The 19,192-nt window shown below is 66.0% G+C and carries 19 protein-coding genes; 9 read left to right on the forward strand and 10 right to left on the reverse strand.

The window, feature by feature from the left end:
* Positions 1 to 59: 59 nt before the first annotated feature.
* Entirely contained in the window at positions 60 to 701 is a 642-nt protein-coding gene (locus tag ACN22W_RS37830; protein WP_419690176.1) for a response regulator, read from the reverse strand.
* A gap of 428 nt (positions 702 to 1,129) precedes the next feature.
* Here ACN22W_RS37830 and ACN22W_RS37835 point away from each other — a divergent pair, with 428 nt between their 5' ends.
* From ACN22W_RS37835 to ACN22W_RS37845, 3 genes are read left to right on the forward strand one after another with little or no spacing between them, the layout of a single operon-like run.
* Positions 1,130 to 1,453 carry a flagellar transcriptional regulator FlhD gene (locus ACN22W_RS37835; protein WP_419690177.1) on the forward strand — a complete coding sequence of 108 codons (324 nt, stop codon included), beginning with the start codon at positions 1,130 to 1,132 and terminating at the stop codon, positions 1,451 to 1,453.
* Positions 1,450 to 2,118 carry a FlhC family transcriptional regulator gene (locus ACN22W_RS37840; protein WP_419690178.1) on the forward strand — a complete coding sequence of 223 codons (669 nt, stop codon included), beginning with the start codon at positions 1,450 to 1,452 and terminating at the stop codon, positions 2,116 to 2,118. The genes ACN22W_RS37835 and ACN22W_RS37840 overlap by 4 nt, the downstream gene beginning before the upstream one ends.
* Positions 2,119 to 2,136: 18 nt before the next feature.
* The gene (locus ACN22W_RS37845; RefSeq protein ID WP_419690179.1) at positions 2,137 to 4,122 is read left to right on the forward strand and encodes a sensor histidine kinase; all 1,986 of its coding nucleotides are present in this window, start codon (positions 2,137 to 2,139) and stop codon (positions 4,120 to 4,122) included.
* Positions 4,123 to 4,197: 75 nt separating this feature from the next.
* Here ACN22W_RS37845 and deoC read toward each other — a convergent pair whose 3' ends face one another.
* Positions 4,198 to 4,878, reverse strand: a complete 681-nt coding sequence (gene deoC, locus ACN22W_RS37850) for a deoxyribose-phosphate aldolase (protein WP_419690180.1) — start codon at positions 4,876 to 4,878, stop codon at positions 4,198 to 4,200.
* Positions 4,879 to 5,024: 146 nt separating this feature from the next.
* Between deoC and deoR the strand changes: the two genes are divergently transcribed.
* Positions 5,025 to 5,795 (forward strand): DNA-binding transcriptional repressor DeoR, encoded by a 771-nt coding sequence (deoR, locus tag ACN22W_RS37855; RefSeq protein WP_048249945.1) that lies wholly within the window; start codon positions 5,025 to 5,027, stop codon positions 5,793 to 5,795.
* Between the two features lie 22 nt (positions 5,796 to 5,817).
* Here deoR and ACN22W_RS37860 read toward each other — a convergent pair whose 3' ends face one another.
* From ACN22W_RS37860 to rbsK, 3 genes are read right to left on the reverse strand one after another with little or no spacing between them, the layout of a single operon-like run.
* Positions 5,818 to 6,870, reverse strand: a complete 1,053-nt coding sequence (locus ACN22W_RS37860; RefSeq protein ID WP_419690181.1) for an aldose 1-epimerase family protein — start codon at positions 6,868 to 6,870, stop codon at positions 5,818 to 5,820.
* A 2-nt stretch (positions 6,871 to 6,872) separates the two neighbouring features.
* The gene (fucP, locus tag ACN22W_RS37865) at positions 6,873 to 8,246 is read right to left on the reverse strand and encodes an L-fucose:H+ symporter permease (protein ID WP_419690182.1); all 1,374 of its coding nucleotides are present in this window, start codon (positions 8,244 to 8,246) and stop codon (positions 6,873 to 6,875) included.
* Between the two features lie 42 nt (positions 8,247 to 8,288).
* Positions 8,289 to 9,215, reverse strand: a complete 927-nt coding sequence (gene rbsK / locus ACN22W_RS37870; protein ID WP_129517882.1) for a ribokinase — start codon at positions 9,213 to 9,215, stop codon at positions 8,289 to 8,291.
* Positions 9,216 to 9,558: 343 nt separating this feature from the next.
* On the opposite strand from rbsK, the gene ACN22W_RS37875 reads away from it, so the two are divergent.
* Positions 9,559 to 10,215, forward strand: a complete 657-nt coding sequence (locus ACN22W_RS37875; RefSeq protein ID WP_419690183.1) for a c-type cytochrome — start codon at positions 9,559 to 9,561, stop codon at positions 10,213 to 10,215.
* Between the two features lie 7 nt (positions 10,216 to 10,222).
* Here the strand turns inward: ACN22W_RS37875 and ACN22W_RS37880 are convergent, their stop codons facing one another.
* The 4 genes from ACN22W_RS37880 to ACN22W_RS37895 form a co-directional block, all read right to left on the reverse strand.
* A complete protein-coding gene (locus ACN22W_RS37880) occupies positions 10,223 to 11,632 on the reverse strand; it encodes a phospholipase D-like domain-containing protein (RefSeq protein WP_419690184.1) in 1,410 nt (469 codons plus the stop codon).
* A gap of 140 nt (positions 11,633 to 11,772) precedes the next feature.
* Positions 11,773 to 12,450, reverse strand: a complete 678-nt coding sequence (locus tag ACN22W_RS37885; protein WP_419690185.1) for a hypothetical protein — start codon at positions 12,448 to 12,450, stop codon at positions 11,773 to 11,775.
* A 63-nt stretch (positions 12,451 to 12,513) separates the two neighbouring features.
* Positions 12,514 to 13,374: a PhzF family phenazine biosynthesis protein gene (locus ACN22W_RS37890; RefSeq protein ID WP_419690750.1), complete on the reverse strand. Its 861-nt coding sequence runs from the start codon at positions 13,372 to 13,374 to the stop codon at positions 12,514 to 12,516.
* Between the two features lie 87 nt (positions 13,375 to 13,461).
* Positions 13,462 to 14,280 (reverse strand): TrmB family transcriptional regulator, encoded by an 819-nt coding sequence (locus tag ACN22W_RS37895; protein WP_419690186.1) that lies wholly within the window; start codon positions 14,278 to 14,280, stop codon positions 13,462 to 13,464.
* 133 nt (positions 14,281 to 14,413) lie between these two features.
* Here ACN22W_RS37895 and ACN22W_RS37900 point away from each other — a divergent pair, with 133 nt between their 5' ends.
* The 3 genes from ACN22W_RS37900 to ACN22W_RS37910 all read left to right on the forward strand — a co-directional run bounded on the left by ACN22W_RS37900 (position 14,414) and on the right by ACN22W_RS37910 (position 16,937).
* On the forward strand, positions 14,414 to 14,779 hold the full coding sequence (locus tag ACN22W_RS37900; RefSeq protein ID WP_343494262.1) for a RidA family protein: 366 nt from the start codon (positions 14,414 to 14,416) through the stop codon (positions 14,777 to 14,779).
* A complete protein-coding gene (locus ACN22W_RS37905) occupies positions 14,776 to 15,984 on the forward strand; it encodes an MFS transporter (protein ID WP_419690187.1) in 1,209 nt (402 codons plus the stop codon). The genes ACN22W_RS37900 and ACN22W_RS37905 overlap by 4 nt, the downstream gene beginning before the upstream one ends.
* A gap of 284 nt (positions 15,985 to 16,268) precedes the next feature.
* Positions 16,269 to 16,937, forward strand: a complete 669-nt coding sequence (locus ACN22W_RS37910) for an NUDIX hydrolase (protein ID WP_419690188.1) — start codon at positions 16,269 to 16,271, stop codon at positions 16,935 to 16,937.
* A gap of 39 nt (positions 16,938 to 16,976) precedes the next feature.
* Here the strand turns inward: ACN22W_RS37910 and ACN22W_RS37915 are convergent, their stop codons facing one another.
* Positions 16,977 to 17,948, reverse strand: coding sequence for an AraC family transcriptional regulator N-terminal domain-containing protein (locus ACN22W_RS37915; RefSeq protein ID WP_419690189.1), 972 nt, complete (start codon positions 17,946 to 17,948; stop codon positions 16,977 to 16,979).
* A gap of 93 nt (positions 17,949 to 18,041) precedes the next feature.
* On the opposite strand from ACN22W_RS37915, the gene ACN22W_RS37920 reads away from it, so the two are divergent.
* Positions 18,042 to 18,875 carry an oxidoreductase gene (locus ACN22W_RS37920; RefSeq protein WP_419690190.1) on the forward strand — a complete coding sequence of 278 codons (834 nt, stop codon included), beginning with the start codon at positions 18,042 to 18,044 and terminating at the stop codon, positions 18,873 to 18,875.
* The last annotated feature ends 317 nt before the right edge of the window (positions 18,876 to 19,192 follow it).

Here is a 19,192-nt window from a genome sequence, read left to right on the forward strand (position 1 = left end):
CGCGCGGTACACCTCCCGCGCCAACGGGCCGGTTCGATCGGCACTCCGCAGGCAGGCGATCAGATCAGTCCGGCCTTCCTGCCGGCGGCGGCCGCCTGGGTCCGGTTGATCACGTTCAGTGCCTTGAAGATCGCGGTGATATGCGCCTTGACGGTCTTTTCGGACAAGCCGAGCTTGTCCGCGATGACCTTGTTCGGCACGCCTTCCGCAAGATAGCGGAGTACTTCGATCTGGCGTTGCGTCAACGTCGAGTCGCGTAACGCGGGTGGCGGGCTCGTCGCGCCGTCCGGGTGCGGCGCGGCCTGCTCGTCGAGCAGGAGCGGCGGTACGTAACGTTCACCGTTGAGCGCGATCCGGATGGCGGACAGCAGCGTGCGCGGGCCGGCGGACTTCGGGACGTAGCCCATTGCGCCCTGCGCGAACGCGTTGCGCACCGCGCTCAGATCCTCCGACGAAGACAGCACGATGACGGGCAGCCCCGGGCGCATCCGCGCGAACACGGCGAGCGCTTCGAGCCCGTTCATGCCGTGCAGTTTCAGGTCGAGCACGATGGCGTCGAGGTCGGTGTGCTGGTCGAGCATCCGCACCGCGTCATCCGCATTGCCCGCCTGAACGACGACCGTGTTGCTGTCCTCCTGACGGAGCAGCATTTCCACGCCGTCCCGCAGGATCGCGTGATCGTCGACGATCAGAATTTTCATTGGGGTGATGAAAGGTGGGACGGCCGATGCTGATTCGGTCTGAGCGAACCGGATTGTACAAGACGAAAGTCTTAATACTAAAGTCTCATTTGTCCTCTATTTATCCTGCATTTGTCTTGCGCCTAACGTCGCGTTTACATTCGACGGGATATCGCCGAGACTCAATCGTGACGGTTTGCAATGCAGGCTGTTTCGGAGGCGCTGCGCGAGGCACCGCGCGCAGCGCCGCGACGCGGTCTGCGACGCCTGAAGCCGCGCCCGAATTGAATCGCAGCCCCATGCATGCGCGCGCTGCGAATCGTGCGGGAATGTCCGGTTTCGATATTTCGTACTGCCAGAAGAACATAACGATCTGTAATAAGAATTTTATCGGCACGTATTTTGACGACGACTCATTGACCCTGGCCGCGCATTAATCGAGGTGAACGATGAAGCTTGTCAACGACAGTGACGCAATGTGGGAATTGAACATGTCGTATCTGTGCCTGGCGCAGCGGCTGTTGCAGTCGGATCGCGCGATCGGCATGTTCCGTCTGGGTGTGAGCGCCGACGTCGCCGCCGCGCTGGCGGCGTTGTCGGTGAAGCACATGAACGATCTCGCGTCGACGGGACAGCTCATCTGCGCGTTGCGGCCGAGCCGGCACGGCGTGATATCGGCGCTGACCCGCGCGACGCCGCCGGTCGACATCGTGCGTCTCCATACCGCGCTGGCGCTGGCGGGTCTCGCGCTGCCCGACGAGGCCGCATCATGAACGATCCTGTCAGGCGGCACGACCTCGTGGACGATGCGCAACGCACGATGCAGGCGGTGGCGCTGATCAGGCTCGGCGCGCGGCTCCAGATGCTGGAAATCGAGTGCGCGCTGCCGTACGATCGTCTCGCGCGTCTTTACCGGGAGGTGCGCGGTGTCGCGGCGCCGAAAGGGATGCTGCCGTCGTCGACGGACTGGTACATGACATGGCTCGCGAATCTTCACGCATCGCTGTTCCATGGCATCTACCGTTTCCTGCGCAACGACGCGGGCTGCTCCCGGCTCGAGGCACTCGTCAAGAGCTACACGCTATACGCCGAGCACGGCGGCGCAGACATTGCGCTGCCGCTCGATCTGACGCGGGCCTGGATGCTCGTGCGCTTCATCGACGGCGGGGTGCTCGACCTCGCGCCATGCGCGCGTTGCGGCGCGTCGTTCGTCACGTATCGCTACGCGTTGCGGCGCCATACGGTCTGTGTTGCGTGCCGGCTGCCGGCACGCGCCGGCAAGCGTGCGGTCGACGCGCCGCCGCGTGTCGACCCCGTCGCGCCCTGCGCGACGCGGCAAGACGCACGCGCGACGATCATGTCCCGCTGCAAGGGCGGCACGGTCGCGACGCGCGGGTGCGGGGCGGGCGGTTGGCGGGGAGAACGCGATGCCGGTTAGCGGAGCGGACGAGGCTGCGTGCGTCGCACGTTCGTTGCGAACCGGGCCGGCATCGTGAACCCCGGCGGTTTTTCGATCCGGCAGCGGATGCGTGCCGGCTTCGCGCTTGTGGTGGCGCTGACGGCGGTGGCGTGCGGGACGAACGTCTGGGAAAGCTACCGGCAGTACCGCCAGGGGAGCCTCGACCTGCGCGACTTCGAACAGGTCGAGCGCGCGATGATCGCGTTGAACCTGATCTCGGCTGAACGCTGGCCGGCCAATTCGCTGCTCGCGCATCGGCGGCGCGACGCGGCGGCCGACGTGACGGCCGTGAACGCCGCACGGGTGCGCTCCGACCAGGCGCTCGACGCGCTTCGAACGCATCTCGCGCAGGCGAGCGTGCTCGACGCGCCCGAACGCGGGATCGCGCTGCATGCGATCGAAGCGATCCGCGCCGAGCTGGCCGGCGCGCGGCAAGAGGTCGACACGCTCGCCGCGCAGCCACCGGACGCGCGCATGGTGTGGCAAGTACAGTCCGCGCAGGACCGGATGTTCGCGGCCGCCGACGATCTCGCGACCCTGGCGCACGACGTGATGGCGGGCACCGCGATGCGCCACCCCGATACGGCGAACGCGCTGATGCTCGCGCACCTGCTCGGCGACCTGCGCGAATACACCGGGCGTCTCGGCTCGCTGTTCGTCGCATCGCTGATGCGGAACGCGCCACTCGACGACGAGCGGATCGCGCGCATTCTCCAGATGCGCGGGCGCATCGTGCAGCTACGTGCGTTGATTGCCGGCGCGATCCCGCCGCAGCTCGCCGACGCAACGCTCGCGAACGACTTCGCACGGCTGAACGATACGATGGAGGGCAGCCTCCTGCCGCTTGTCTCGGCGACGATCCGCGCAGGCCGGACGGGCAGCTATGCGATGAATGCCGAGGACTTCACGCAGCGGATCATGCGCGACCTCCGACCGGCGGAACAACTGCGCGATCGCGTGATGGACGTCACGCGGGCGCGCGCAGTCGAGCTGCGCGATGCGGCTCGTTTCAGAATGGCCTTGTCCGCCGCCGAAGCGGCGTGCTGCATCGCGATACTGTTCCTGCTCGTACGCGGCACGCAGCGGACGCTGTCGAAACCGCTCGACGCGTTGAGCCGGGGCATCGTCGCGCTGAGCCAGGGCGACGTATCGCCGATCGTCGCGGTGCCGGGCACGGGTCCGGAGATCGCGCGGTTGAACGACGCGCTGGACCGGCTGCGCGGCGCGTACGTCCGCCGCGAGGTGCTCGAGCGGCAGCGCAACGACATGCTGACGTTGTTCTCGCACGACATGCGTGCGCCGCTCACGTCGGTCGTCGTGCTCGTGGGCGCGCCGGCGGCGTGCCCGCTCGACTGCACGTTGCGCGAACGCCTTCACGAGATCGGCAGGCTGACGCGTCATACGCTGGCGATGGCGGACGGCTTCGCACAAGTGTCGCGGGCCGAGGCGGGCGAGTACGCATTGGAGCTCGTCAATGTCTCGGACCTGATGAACCAGGCGCGGGACGAAGTCTGGTCGCGCGCGAGCGAAAAGGAGATCGACGTCGACGACGTGCCGTATTGCGACGATGCGCTCGTGCACGGCGATCCGGTGCTGCTGTCGCGCGCGCTGGTCAAGTTGCTGGGGAACGCCGTCGAATACAGCGCATCGCATACCCGCATCGAGTGCAGCGTCGAGCTGGCCGAGGATCGCGCGTCGGTGCGCTGCGTGATCCGCGATCACGGTTACGGGATCGCGGCCGAGGATCAGGCGAGACTGTTCGAGCGCTACCGGCGCTTTCGCCTGAAAGGGCAACCCGACGCGAAGGGCGTCGGGCTCGGGATGGCGTTCGCCAAGGCGGTCGTGGAGCGCCATCGCGGCGAGATCCACGTGCACAGCGCCGCGTGGCAGGGTACGACGGTGACGGTCACGTTGCCGGCGGCGGGCATGTGCGGTCCGGCGGAGGCCATGCATTCGATGGAGGCCGAGGCCGTGCGCGAGTGACGCGCGGCTTCCCTGCCAGCCGGGAAGCGCCGGCTGTCGGCAGGATCGCGCAGCCGGGTTGCCCGCACCGCGTCGTCAGTACCCCGCGTCGTTGCTGCCCTGATCGGTGACGATCGCCACCCCCGAACTCGTGCCGAGCCGGGTCGCGCCGGCTTCGAGCATCGCGAGCGCGGCCGCGCGGTCGCGCACGCCGCCGGACGCCTTCACGCCGAGATCCGGGCCGACCGTGCGGCGCATCAGCGCGACATCCGCGAGCGTCGCGCCGCCGTGGCCGAACCCCGTCGACGTCTTCACGAACGCGACGCCGAGATCGCGGCACATCTCGCACACGCGCACCTTCTCGTCGTCGCTCAGCAGCCCCGTCTCGAGGATCACCTTGAGCGGCACCGCGCCGCACGCGTGGTGCACGGCTTCGATGTCGGCCTTCACGTCGTCGGCGCGGCCGCTTTTCAGCGCGCCGAGGTTGATCACCATGTCGATCTCGCCGGCGCCCGCCGCGATCGCGGCCGACGCCTCGAATGCCTTCGCGGCCGACAGCCCGGCGCCGAGCGGAAAGCCGACCACCGCGCACACGAGCACGCCGGTGCCGGTCAGCTCGCGCGCGGCGAGCGGCACGTTCGCCGAATTCACGCAGACCGAGTAAAAGCGATGCGCGGCCGCCTGGCGGCAGAGTTCGCGGATCTGCGCGTCGCTCGCGTCGGGCGCGAGCAGCGTGTGATCGATGGTTTGGGCGAGCTGGGCGTTGGAAAGCGGCATGTTTCAGGACTCCACGGATCGTATGCCGGAAAGGCACACGGAAAGTTGATGTTTTCACATCGGTTTGTTACAAATACGACATTCCGGCCGGCTCCGCACGCCCGGCACGACAAGCGGCAGGTGCGACGGGTACGCAGGATACAGGCATGGAAACGAAGAAGGGCGAACGGATCAAGACGCTGATGAACGTGCTGCAAGGGCAGAACGCGATTCATCTGAGGGAAGTGGCCGAGCTGTTCGGCGTGTCCGAGATGACGATCCGTCGCGATCTCGCGGACAACCCGCACGGCCTCAGCCTGATCGGCGGTTACGTGACGCGCCATTTCGCCGCGCAGCGCAGCGACATCGGCGAATACCTGATCAGCGCCGAGAACAACCGGCAGACCGAGGAAAAACGCCGCATCGGCAAGCTTGCCGCGCAGTTCGTGACCACCGGCGACACGATCTTCGTCGACTGCGGCTCGACCACGCCGTTCATCGTCGACTTCATTCCGGATGACCTCGAATTCACGGCCGTCTGCAACGCGCTGAACGTGTTCGCGAAGCTGCAGCAGAAGCCGCATTGCAACGTAATCCTGTGCGGCGGCGCGTATCACCGCCAGAACATGGTGTTCGAATCGGTCGCCGAAACGGGGATCCTCGACTCGGTGCGCGTGTCGAAGGCGTTCATCTCGGCGGCCGGCGTGAGCGACCGCTGCGGCGTCACGTGCTTCAACTTCCACGAAGTCGACGCGAAGAAGAAGGTGATGGCGCGCGCGCAGAACCGCTTCCTGCTGGTCGACCACACGAAGTTCGACGAAGTGCGCGCGGCCTATTTTGCCGAACTGACCGACTTCAACTACGTGATCTCCGACGGACAGCTGAGCCGCCGCTACGAAACGACGATCCGCGAACACGGAATCGCGCTCGTGACCTGACGCAACGCGGCCGCGCATCGCGTTATGCATCGCGTGCTTCCGCCGCGCTCAGGTAGCCGGTGACGACTTCGAAGCGGCGCGTCGCGCCCGGCGCGAGCGACGCGACATGGCCCTTGCGGCGTTCGGCTTCATAACCCTCCGGCTCGCAGGTCGACGGCAGCGCGAATGCAGCGACCTGCTGGTCCGCGTTGTGCAGGATCCAGCGCGTCGCGTGCGGGAACTGTTCGGGGCGGTAGGCGGTATGGAATGCGCCGCCGTCCGGATGCACGAGCCGAAAATGCGCGACGCCGTCCGCGTCCGTTTCCACGTCATTCATGAAGAACACGATCTCGGGGTCGTACAGCGCGGGCGTATCGAGCGTCGCGAGCCGTTCCGGTTCGCGCGCGAGCGTGGCCGTGTAGTCGCGCCACGCGGCGGTCGGCTTCACGTGCGCGGGCACGCTGTCACGCAGCCGCACCCCGCCGCGCGGGAGCGACTGCACGAACCGGCCGCCCGGCACGTACGCGTAGTTCAGGTGCGCCATGTACATCAGGTCCATCGGCGCGCCGCCGAGATTCGTCACGTCCATCGCGATCGTTATCTGCGCGTCGTGCTCGGCGAGCCGCACCGACGGACGCGCGACGTAGTGGCTGCCGAAGCCCTGCACGTATTCGTATTCGCCGGTCACTTCGACCGTCGCGCCATGCGCATCCGCGCCGACAACCAGGCTCGCGCGGTCCATCGGCGCGCACGGCATCTCGCCGTGCAGCGCGTGCGTGTCGTCGGGCCCCGGGCAACCGTTGCGCAGCAGCCCGCTGTGGAACATGAAGCAGCCGTAGGTATCGATGATCGACGCCGTGCGCTTCGGCTGCCGGAACATGTGTTTCATCGTCAGGTCGCGACCGTCGAATGCGGCGGCCCAGATCATCTGGCCGAGATAGGGCAGCACGACGAGGTGGCCGCGGCGGTTCTCGAGCTTCAGCGCCTCGACGCCGGACGGATAGGCGAACGCGGTGACCGTGACGCCGTCGGTGCGGTACAGCGTGCGCGGTGCTTCGCGGAAGTCGTCGCGTCGCAGTTCGATCTCGCCTCGCATGCTTACGCTCCCGACGTGTTGCGCGTCGCGGCATAGCGCGCGCGGGCGGTGCCGTCGGCCGTCGCGTCGGGTATCGCGGCTGCCTGGTGGCGCAGGCAGTAGAAGCCGTAGTAGACGATCACGACGAAGCACGCGAGCGGCACGACGAACGCGAGCTGCATGTTGCCGCCAGTATGGTCGGAGATCAGCCCCTGGATCAGCGGCACGACCGCGCCGCCTACGATGCTCATCACGAGGATCGAGCCGCCGTATTCGGTGTCCTTGCCGAGGCCGTCGATCGTGAGGCCATAGATCGTCGGCCAGCACGGGCCGAGGAACACGCTCACGCACACGGCCGCATAGACGGCGGTGATGTTGTGCACGCTGATCGTGTACGCGAGCAGCGCGATGCACAGGATGCCGTAGACGATCAGCACCTTGGCCGGCCCGACGCGCTTCATCACGAGCGTCGCGATCAGCTTGCCGACGAAGAACGCGAAGAAGGTCGCGAGCAGGTAGTGCGATGCGCCGCGCTCGGTGAGGCCGCCGATCTGCATCGCGAGCCGGATCGTGAAGCTCCATACGCCGACTTGCGCACCGACATACAGGAATTGCGCGACGACGCCCGCGACGAAGCGCCGGTTACCGAACAGCCGTGCGAGCGTGCCGCGCGCGTCGATCCGGTGCGTGGCCGCGCCCGGCCCGTTGCCCTTGCAGGCCGGATACGGCGTGAGCGCGAACACGATGAACACCGCGACGAGCACGACGATCAGCCACTTGTACGGCTCGAGCGTGGCCTGGATCATCGCGAGCTGGTGCACGTGCGCGTCGGCCGCCGACATCGCCGCGAGCTGCGCATGCGACGCGTCGCCTTCCTTGAAGATCAGGACGCTGCCCATGACTACGCCGGCCATCGCACCGAACGGATAGAACGTCTGCGAGATGTTCAGCCGCCGCGTGCTGGTGTCGCGCGGGCCCATCAGCGTCGAATACGAGTTCGATGCCGTTTCGAGAAACGACAGGCCTGCCGCAATCACGAACAGCGCGACGAGGAACATCCCGTACTTCGCCATCGACGCGGCCGGGAAGAACAGCAGGCAGCCGGTCGTGTAGAGCAGCAGGCCGACCAGGATCGTCGTCTTGTAGCTGAACTTCTTCACGACGGTCGCGGCCGGAATCGCGAGGAAGAAGTAGCCGAGATAGAACGCGGACTGCACGAACGCCGACTCGAAGTCGGACAGGAAGAACGATTTCTTGAACTGCGCGATCAGCACGTCATTCAGGTTCGCGGCGGTGCCCCACAGCGCGAACAGGCAGCACAGCAGCGTGAAGGCGAAAAGCGGCGTGCGATTCAGGTAATAGCCGTCGGGTGTGTGTTCGATTCTGGTTCGGCTCACGGGTGTCTCCTTCCCGGGTTGTCTCGTCGATCAAGGCGCCGTTCAGAGGCCGGCGTCGCGGAGGAAGCGTTCGAACGTCGCGGTGTCGGCATACGACTTCTGCGTGCCGAGGCCGGTGACCGAATGCGCGGCATACGCGGACGCGTAGCGCATCGCGTCGACGGCATCGCGCGACGCGGCGTAGCAGCGCGCGAAGCAGCCGATATACGCGTCGCCGGCGCCTGTCGTGTCGCGCGCGTCGACCGGCACGCCCGGCACGTGCCGTACGCCATCGCGCGACGCGAGCAGCGAGCCCTTGTCGCCGAGCGTGACGAGCACGTGCTTCAGCCCGCGCGCGACCAGCGCTTCGGCGGCGCGTGCCGCGGTGTCGTGCGAATCGACCGGCATGCCCGACACGATCGCCAGCTCGGTTTCGTTCGGCACGAAGAATTCGACCGAGCGGATGCGCTCGAAATCGAGGTCGGCCACCGCGGGCGCGGGATTCAGCAGCACGGGGATGCCATGCCGCGCGCCGAACGCGATCGCGTGATAGACGGTGTCGAGTTCGATCTCGAGCTGCAGCACGATCAGCGCGCATTCGGCGAGCGTCGGCGCGGCCGCGTCGATGTCGGCCGGCGTCAGGTGGCGGTTCGCGCCCTTGACGATCAGGATGCTGTTGCTCGAATCGGGTTCGACGAAGATCGGCGCGACGCCGCTCGGCACGCCGGCGACCTTGCGCACGTGCGTGGTGTCGATGCCTTCGCGCTCGAAGTTGCGGATCGTGTTGTCGGCGAACACGTCGTCGCCGACCTTCGTGACCATCACGACGCGCGCGCCGAGGCGCGCGGCCGCGACCGCCTGGTTCGCGCCCTTGCCGCCGCAGCCGAGCTCGAAGTTCGGCGCTTCGAGGGTTTCGCCCCGGGCGGGCATGCGCTCGACATAGGTCACGAGGTCGACCATGTTGCTGCCGATGACGGCGATTGTCTCCATCTGCGTCTCTTCCTTGGTATGGGGTGCGGCCGCACGCGTGATCGGCGGCGGCTTGCAACAATTGATAATAAAATCACATTGAATGTAAAAATGCAATCATCTGATGTTTTTGAAGTCACGGATTGAGAGGGGAATTAGGGGCGGATCTTGCCCGGAAAGTGGTGTGGGCTGCTGGCCGGCCGAGGCGATGGATCCCGGCCGGTTTGCCGTCGTCGAGCGGGGTTTCGCCCCGCGACGCCTCTCGCGAAAAAACCGGACGCTTTGGTAAACGACGCGATCAGCCGTCAAGGACTTCGACCGCGCACGCGCATACCCTCGATCTGGCCAATCAGAGGGGACGACGATGAAGGAAATCCGAGTGGGGCGTGGCCGCGCCGCGCGAGCGCTGGTTCGAGCCGTGGTGGCCGCGTCGGTCGGCGCGGCATGCGTCGTCGCGCACGCTGCCGATCCGGCAGCGCGCGTGCACGAGCTCACGACGACCCGTTGCGCGGCGTGCCATGGCATCGACGGAAACAGCAGCGCCGACATTTATCCGCGACTCGCGGGACAGTATCCGCAATATCTGTACAAACAGCTCACGCAGTTCAAGGGCGGGCCGGGCATCACACCGCTTCGCCATAGCGCGGTCATGCAGGCGATGGTCGAGGATCTCAGCGACGAGGACATGAGAGCGCTGGGCGACTACTACAGCGCGCAAAAGCCCACGCAGGGCGAGAGCCAGCATCGGGAACTGGTGGACGCGGGGAAGGCGATCTATACGCACGGCGGCGCAGGTGGCGCGCCCGCCTGCCTATCCTGTCACCGCGAGGCCGGCGGCGGTATCCCGCCGGATTTCCCGCGTATCACGGGGCAGCACGAGTCCTACGTGAACGAGCAACTGCATGCGTGGAAGAGCGGCGCGCGCGGCGGCAAGGGCAAGCTGATGAGCCTGATCGTGCCGCTGCTGAGCAATGACGAGATCGCGCAGGTTTCTGCATACGTCGCGTCCCTCAAGCAATGATTGGCGCTCAGAGGTAATCCCTGATCAGCATCGTGACCCAGCGCCAGGCGCCACCGCAGCCGGCGGCCCGGCAGCGCGCAACGGTATCCGCCACCAGGCGGTGATTGGCGTCGCTCACCGGGCGTGAGTTGTGCAGGTAGTACGCCACGCTGTCCCGCAGGGGATCGATCCCGTCGTCGGGGATATCCATCCACAGGCCGTTTTCGGTATTGAAGCGGGCCGACAGCGGATCGAAATTGAAGCTGCCGAGATAATATCGATGGCCGTCGATGAGAATCAGCTTCGCGTGCATCATGCGGTTTTTCCGGTCGTCATACTCGCGTACCTCGATCCCGGCGTTCACCAGGCCGGCCAGATCGTCGGCATAGGCGCGGCCGACTGCAGGGAATTCCTGCGTGGTGCTCGCCAGCGACGCGCTCACGACGGTCACGCGGACGCCTTCGCGCCGCTTGCGTTCAAGTGCCGCGCGCAGCTCCGGCACCAGGATCAGGTAGGGGGTGACGATCAGGATCTCGTGCTGCGCCGTATCGAACTCGTGGAGCATGTCCTGCAGCGTGCCCGGCGAGCGCTTGTCGGGCCAGTCGTGGACATATCGCAAGCGATCGCAGGCGATCGGCGTCCAGCCCGGGTCGAAATCCGCGCCCGAAGCGGGCGGAGCGCCGGGACCGTCAGCCGTATCGGAAGCGGCCGGGTCCGCCGTCAGCGCTGCATCGTCGAGCGGCGCCAGCAGCTGTTCGCGCCAATAGCGGATGCGCGCCGGGTCCAGCGTCGCGTAACCCTGCGAGACGCGATAGGGGCTGGCGATGTCGAGGAATTTTTCCGGCTCGGGGCGAACCGCTGCCGAGCTGTTCCAGAACAGGTCGAAATGCTGGCGCATCGCGTGCAGCGCAGAGGCGTCCTGGCTGGCGTCGCCCGCCACCATCAGGTCGCGTTCACTGAGCCAGTTGCGGAAGCTCGGATCCCAGATCGAGGTACTGCCGATCACGGCTGTGTCGCCAACCAGGAACAGCTTGTCGTGCATGCGATGCGCAAGCTCGACGAGATGCGATCGCGGATGGAAGATCCGCAGTTCGATGCCGGGCGCCACCTCGTGCAGGGCGGCGATGAGCTCGTCCTCGAAGGGGAAGTGCGGCTCGGGGCCGATGCCGTCGATCAGCAGCTTGACCGGCACGCCGCGGCGCGCGGCGGCGACCAGATGATGCAGCATCTGGCCGCCGGTCTCATCGATTTCGAAGATGTACGCGAGGACGCGGATCTGCTCGGCGGGCGTGGCATGGTCGACCAGCGCGATCCGCGACTGCATCAGTTGGCCGTCGTCGAGATTGGCGATCAGGTCGACGCATTGCGCGTGGCCGTGCAGGGAAAAGGCAAGCAAACATGCCGGGATGAGCGCCAGGCCTCTTCTTGTAGCGGTCATGATGCGGTGAACGGGTTCGATGTGTTTCGCGGATTGGAATGGTCGCAGTGTCTCGTCATTCCGCTACCGTTCAATCGTGCTGATGGTGGTGCGGTCAGGTGGACGGTTTCGCGCCGGCTGTTGCACGGGTTCGCATGCGCTTACGCGTACGCATCGATCAGCACGTCGAGATTGCGTTGTGCGAGCGGCGTGAGCGGCGCGAATTCCGCCGATCGAAACAGCGGATGCTGCCCGCGCAGATGTTCGAGCGCCTGCTTGCGGCCCGCGCGGAACGCCGCCGACGGCGCATCGGGATCCTGCGCCCACTCCCGCGCGATCGCGCGGTCGTACTCGCGCAGCCGGTCGGGCGCGGCGGCAAGGATCGCGAGATCCGCGTCGAGAAAAAGCCACCCGGCACGCTGCAAGTCCGGATCGGACGCGAACGTATCGGGCAACCGGTGCGACTTCGTCGCGAGCACGAGATCGTGTGCAACGGACACATGCGATGCGTGCGCATGCAACCAGGTTTCGCTGCAGCGCTCGTTCGTGACCTGCACGAGCCATTGCGCGCTGCGCGCTTCGTTGTCCGCGTAGTCCGGCAGCGTCGTCGCGTAGACGAAATCGTGCGCCCATACGGCGAGCTCGATGGCTGGCCATAGCGGGTCGGCGCGATACGGCGCGAGATGCGCGAACAGTTCGGCCAGGTGCGCGAGCGTGTGGTAGAAGCGCTGCGGCTCGCGATACGCGCGCTCGACGAGCGGCCAGACAGCGGCCGTGCCGAAGCAGGCGTCGCAGGATGCGCGCAGCGTGCGGGCGAGGTCGGGGGCGAGGTCGTTCATGTCGGCGATCGGCTCGGGCAGGCGATGCGCGCAGCATAGCAAACGCGGCGGTGCGCGCGGCTTCTACACATTGACGACGCCGCGTCCGAGTTCGATCACGCGACCCCCGACACCGATTTCGCCGTTGGTGCTGACCGACAGCCGCAGCAGACAAGGCCGGCCAACGGCCTCGCCCTGTTCGACCTGAAAGGCGGCAGGCAGCGCGTGGTTGCCCGCAAGCAGCCAGCCGCCGAGATTCGCACACGCCGACCCGGTGCCCGGGTCCTCCGAAATGCCGGCGCCTTGCTTCACGAAGAAGTAGCGGGACACCACCGTCCCCGGGCGCTCGGCGTCGAACGCGAACACATACGCCGTTTTACGGCCGAGACTGCTTTGCGGCCAGATGTCGAGGTGTGCGCTGTCGGGTCGCGCGCGCCGCACGGCCGCGGGGTCCTTGAGCGCGACCAGCAGCTGATCGGCGCCGGTATCCACCCAGATCGGCGGCGCGAGCAGATCGTCTTTCGTCAGCCCCAGCAGTGCCGCCGTTTGGGCATCCGACAACTCGCAGGGTGTCGTTTTCGGCATGCCGGAGTGCGGCGCGATGAACGTCCACACGTCGTCGCGTGCATCGACGTCGACCACCCCGGCCTTGAATTCGAGTGAGAGCGCGTCACCGGCATTCAGCAGGTCGCGCACGACATGCGCGGTGCCGAGTGTCGGATGGCCCGCAAAAGCCATTTCATACCCCGGTGTGAAGATGCGGACCCGCGCATGCGCGCGCTCCGACGGCAACACGAAGGTCGTTTCGGACAGGTTGAACTGCACGGCGAGCGCCTGCATGGTCGCGTCGTCCATGCCGCGCGCGTCTTCGAACACGCAAAGCGGGTTGCCGCCAAACGTCGATTCGGCGAATACATTCAGCAGGCGGTAGGCATACGGGGTCATTGGAATCTCGCGTGGGGGTGACGATTGTCGGACAGGGTGGCATGGTGGCGGGCTGCGTGCACCGGCAGCCATGCGGAGTCGCGCGGGTCAGCCCTTCCCGTCGGGCGGCGCGAGCATTGCCTGCATGTCGGGATGCTTCAGGACTTTCTTGTATTCCGCCGGACTCAGTGCGTCGATCAACACGCGCCCGCTGACGTCCGCCTTGATGTATTCGACCGCGAGCAGCGCAATGACCGGATTGGTCGTCAGGGTTGCCTGATCGGGCGAATGGTCGCCGAATTCCGCCACCACCGCCTCCGTGTCGTCCGCCACCGCAACGGCGAGCCGGCGTCCGGAAAGCCGGAGCCTCGCGCTGGCGCCGCATTTGGCCATATCGTAGTGACGCGGCCCGTTGAGCATGCGGTTGCCGTAGATCGCCACGTGCGTGTCGACGCCCCTTGCCGCGGCGGCTTCGAGCAGCGGCCCCAGGTCGTCGATCTCTTCGTCCCAGACGCCCGCGAAAATCTGCGTTTTCGCATTGACGATGACGCGCGCGAATGCGCTGGTGATCGCCGCCCGCCCGCTCAACGACCAGACCAGCCCGGGCTCCTGCTGTACCGGCAGCCGATCGAGCGCGCCGGCGGCCAGCTCCAGATCCGCATTGAAGCGCGTACGCAGTTCTTCCAGCAACGACCGGTGAGGCACGGCGGCATAACGAACAGGCTCCGACCGGTTGATGAGCACCGCGCCGCGTGCTTCCAGGCGAGTCAAGGTTTCGTAGATTTTCGATGGCGGCATGCCGGCGCGCCGGCCGACTTCCGCGCCTGTCAGCGCGGCTTGTCCAACGAGGGCCGCGTATGCCTGCGCCTCGTACTGGGTAAATCCAAGCCGGATCAACGACGTGATCAGCTCCGCGTTTTCGTTCATGTGTATGGGCTCCGGCTCCCATGGCGACCTGCATGGGATTCCTTGATTAACTACCGCAGTAGTATACAATCGTCCACACTTACTACCCAAGTAGTAGGTTGTGTCCATGAACCTTATCGGAGGGATCTTAACGATGCGTCAAAAGATCAGCACCGGCTCCCCGTGGGAGCCCAAGGTTGGCTACTCGCGTGCAGTCGTCGTCGACAACACCATCTACATTTCGGGGACGGCCGGCAAAGGAGACGACGTGTACGCGCAGACACGCGATGCGCTGGCGACGATCGAGAAAGTTCTGGCGGACAGCGGATTCTCGTTGTCCGACGTGGTCCAGAGCCGCCTCGTGGTCGCGGACTTCGACAATTGGGAGGCCGCGGCCCGTGCGCATGGAGAGATCTACGGCGATATCCGGCCGGCGTTTTCGCTGGTGCATGCGCTTCCCTTCGTCGATCCGGAGATCCTGGTCGAAGTCGAGGCGATCGCGGTCAGGACCGGAGCATGACGGTCGTCGGCCAGAGCCCGTATCTGTCCCGCGCCGCGATCGCGGCGCTTGCGCTGGCGGCGGGCGTGGCGATCGCCAACGGTTATGCGCTGCAGCCGTCGCTGTCGGTCATCGCGAGCGACTTCGGCGTGCCCGCATCGCGGATGACGGCCCTCGCCTCCGTGACGATGCTCGGTTATCTGGTCGGTCTTGCACTGCTGGTCCCGCTGGCTGACCGGTTCAGTCCGCGCACGCTTGTTTCGGCGCAAATGGGCATGCTCGCGTTATTGCTTGCATGCGCGTCGTGGTCGTCCGGGCCGCTCACGCTCGGCATTGCCTTGTTCCTGGTCGGTGCGGCGACGACGGTCGCGGCGCAGTGCAGCACCGTCGTCGGAAAACACGCGGAGCCGCACCGACGTGGCGCGGCGATGGGCGTCGTATCCGCGGGCATTTCCGCCGGCATCCTGCTGAGTCGCTTCGTCGGGGGCGTGTTGTCGCAATGGTGCGGGTGGCGCGGCGCGTTGCTTGCGCTGGCCGGATGCGTTGCGCTGGCTGCCGTTGGCGGTGCATCGCTTATGCCGGGCGGCCGACCTCAGGGGCGGCCGCCCGGCTATGCGACCACGATCGTTGCCATTCCACGTCTGCTGCGCGACAGCGTTCAACTGAGGCGCCGTACCTGCGCCGGCATGCTGTGGTTCTTCGCGTTCAATCTGGTATGGGTGGGGCTGGCGATCCGTCTGGCCGAGCCGCCCTATGGCATGAGTGCGGCGGCGATCGGCGCGTACAGTCTCGCCGGCGTGCTTGGCCTTGGCGTCACGCGTGTCGCCGGAAAATTCACCGACCGATTCGGCGATCGTGCCGTCATCCGTTGCGGGCTCGTCATGGCGGCGCTTTCGGCGTTGCTGCTTGGCGTTGCGCTCGGAAGTCCCGGGTGGATGGGTGTCGGGTTGGCGACATTCGACGCAGGTTGTTTTGCTGCTCAGGTTGCGAACCAGTCACGTGTCGTCGCGATTCAACCGGCGCGGGCCGGTGCGTTGAGTGCCGCCTATCTCACGCTCTATTACGCGGCCGGCGCCGTCGGCGCCGTGGCCGCGGGGATGCTCAACGAGCGGGTCGGGTGGGGCGCGATGATGATCGTCACGGCTGTTGCGATCACGGCGGCCGGGTTAGTCGGACCCGCACCCGCGCGCGTGGATGCGTCGGGTGAGCCGACGTCCGCCGGTTGAATGCGCATGAGATGCGCTCTCGTATTCGATCGGAATTTCATTTTTCATGCGTTATCTGGTGTCTCCGATTTGTCGATGGCGATCCGGCGCGCGAATTAAAAATTCCGCGACGCTGACGGATTTTTTGCATTGGAGCAGACTGTCGTTTTCGCGCTCTCGCCATTTTCGATCGCGTGCGAACACGGCCACACCCGAATTCGCAACAACGACGCCGTGCCCCGGCAACCCGGATTGGGTTCAGTGTCGTCCAGAGCGCTCGACGGTGCAGGCGTCAGGAGGAAGACATGGAATCCGGCAGAAGCGTCCCGAATACCGGTGGCTTGCTTGCGAGTGGACAGTCGGATGCCGGGTCGCCGCAGGCCGTCCTGGATACAATCGTACGCGGCGTGGAAGGCTTCCGGATCCCTGCCGAAACGGATTGGCACACGGCGAAGCAATATCTTGTGGACGACGACCGACAGTGGAAATTCTCGGCTGTCCTGGTGGCGATCGTCGCGCGGCGCGAGCCGACGATCCTGCTGACCAAGCGTTCGTCGGGGCTCAGCGAATATTCGTCCCATGTGAGTTTCCCCGGCGGGCGTCCGGCTGAATCCGACGGCAACATTGGCGCGACCGCGCTGCGCGAAGCGTTCGAGGAAATTCGCCTCGAGCCCGGCGCGATCCGGGTGGTCGGGTGCCTGCCGATTCATAAAACCAGAAAGCGCAATCACGCCATTTTTCCGGTGATCGGCATCGTGCCGGAAACGGCCGAATGGGAAGCGTCCCCGGCCGAAGTCGAGGCGATCTTCGAGTTTCCGTTCGCCACGCTGCTGAATCCCGCTCTGCCGCGGCAATACAGTGAAGGCGAACGCACCGGCGCCTGGTACTGGGCCGATCAGACGCAGGACATCTGGGGCGTGACTGCGGTCATCCTGAAGTCGCTTGCGGGTCTGGTTCTCGATGCCGCGCGATGACAGCGTGCGGCACAGGTCGCGGCCAGGTTCGCGCGCCTCTCAATGCGACGACACGAAAACCGCATCCTCGAATGCCTCCGGAATCGCGAAGCTCTCGCGCATGCGCTGTGTCTCCTTCGCCGGCGTCAAGCCGAACAGACGCTTGAATTCCCGGCTGAACTGCGACGGGCTCGTGTAACCGACCGCGTAGCCGGCCGCTTCCGCCGTCAGGTCCTGGCGCACCATCAGCAGCCGCGCCTGATGCAGGCGCGTCGACTTCAGGTACTGCATCGGCGACACCTGCGTGATCGCCTTGAAGTGGCTGTGAAAGCTCGGCACGCTCATGCCGGCTTCGTCGGCCAGTTGCGGCACGTCGAGCGGCTGCGCGTAATCGGCATGGATCACGCGCAGTGACCGGCCGATCCGGCCGAACTGCCCGCGCATCGCCAGCGCGCTGCGCATCGCGCTGCCCTGCGCGCCGGTCAGCACGCGGAAATACAGTTCGCGAAGCAATGCCGGGCCGAGCACCGCGGCTTCGAGCGGCCGCTGCATTGCCTCGACGAAACGCAGCACCGATGCGTGCATCGCTTCATCCATCGGCGTCGACATCATGCTCCTCGGCGCCTGCACGCGTTCCGCCACGCCTTCGCGGTCGATCTGCGCCGCGAGTTCGGCGGCCATCGTGAAATCGAGGTGCAGGTACAGCGCGAGAAGCGGGCGCTCGGGCGTTGCGTCGGTCTCCATGCTGAACGGCACGGGTACGGACACCGCCAGATAGTGGTGCTCGTCGTACAGATAGCGCTCGCCGCCGAAGTAGCCGCGCTTGCATCCCTGGCAGACGATCACGATGCCGGGGTCGTACAGGACCGGCGTGCGCGACAGCGCGCGGTTCGAGCGCAGGATGCGGACGCTCGGCAGCGCCGTCAGGTTGTAGCCTTCGTCGGGCGCCAGCGCGCGCAGCAGCGTGACCAGGCGCTTCCGGTTGCGCGGCGACAGCGACGGAGGCTGGGTGGAGGTAAGTGCGGCGCTCATAGTTTTGTGCAAGAAAATCAGCGGAATCTGGCTTATTCGACGTTGTTCGTCAGACTAGTATGCATGCTTCAATCGACATTCGGGAGAAGCGAAATGGCATCCGGCAACATCATGCTCATCACCGGCGTCAGCAGTGGTTTCGGCCGCGCGCTCGCCCAGGAGGCGCTGGCGGCAGGCCACACGGTGGTCGGTACCGTGAGAAGCGCGCAGGCGGCGCAGGATTTCGAATCGCTGTCCGCGCAGGCGGCTGTCGCGCGCGTGCTCGACGTGACCGACTTCGAGCGCATCGACGGCGTGGTCGCGGAAATCGAGGCGAACGTCGGGCCCGTCGACGTGCTGGTGAACAACGCCGGTTACGGTCACGAAGGCGTCATGGAAGAAGCGCCGCTCGCGGAGATGCGCCGCCAGTTCGACGTGAACGTATTCGGTGCGGTCGCGATGATGAAGGCCGTCGTGCCGTTCATGCGCGTGCGTCGGCGCGGCCGCATCCTGAACATCACGTCGATGGGCGGCCACATCACGATGCCGGGAATCGCTTACTACTGCGGCAGCAAATTCGCGCTGGAAGGCATCTCCGACACACTCGGCCAGGAGCTCGAGCCGTTCGGCATTGCCGTGACGGCCGTGGCGCCCGGTTCGTTCCGCACCGACTGGGCCGGCCGCTCGATGGCGCGCACGCCACGCACGATCGCGGACTACGACGCGATCTTCGATCCGATCCGCAAGGCACGCGAGGAGAAGAGCGGCAAGCAGCTGGGCGATCCCGCGAAGGCCGCGCGCGCGATGCTCGCGGCGATCGCGGCGGAACATCCGCCCGCGCACCTGTTGCTCGGCACCGATGCGCTGCGGCTCGTGCGGAACAAACTGGCGGCGCTGGAAGAGGAAATCCGTGCATGGGAGGCCGTGACGGTGTCGACGGATGGTTGATCATCGACAGGCGGGGCGTGCGGGCAATGTTGATGCAATGCAGCACGCGATTCAAAAGCGGCCCGGCCCCCGTTTCTGTCCGTCCCGCTTCCTGGGAGCAGTTCATTGAACCGGCTTTTCGCTTTCCGGTTTGACATCGACGTGCACGAACTTCGCTCTGCGGCCGCGCCGTCGAGGTCGCCGAAATACTGACGCCAACTGTCGATCGTTCGCTGATCCCGTGCCTTGACGCGGCCTAGGCGACCGGCAGCTTATCCGCGTTACGCGAGACTCCGTCAATTTTCGTCAGATTGTGTCGAAAAGCGGCATGGATGCTC

It is taken from the genome of Burkholderia theae (genome assembly GCF_048565265.1).
Taxonomy (GTDB): domain Bacteria; phylum Pseudomonadota; class Gammaproteobacteria; order Burkholderiales; family Burkholderiaceae; genus Burkholderia; species Burkholderia theae.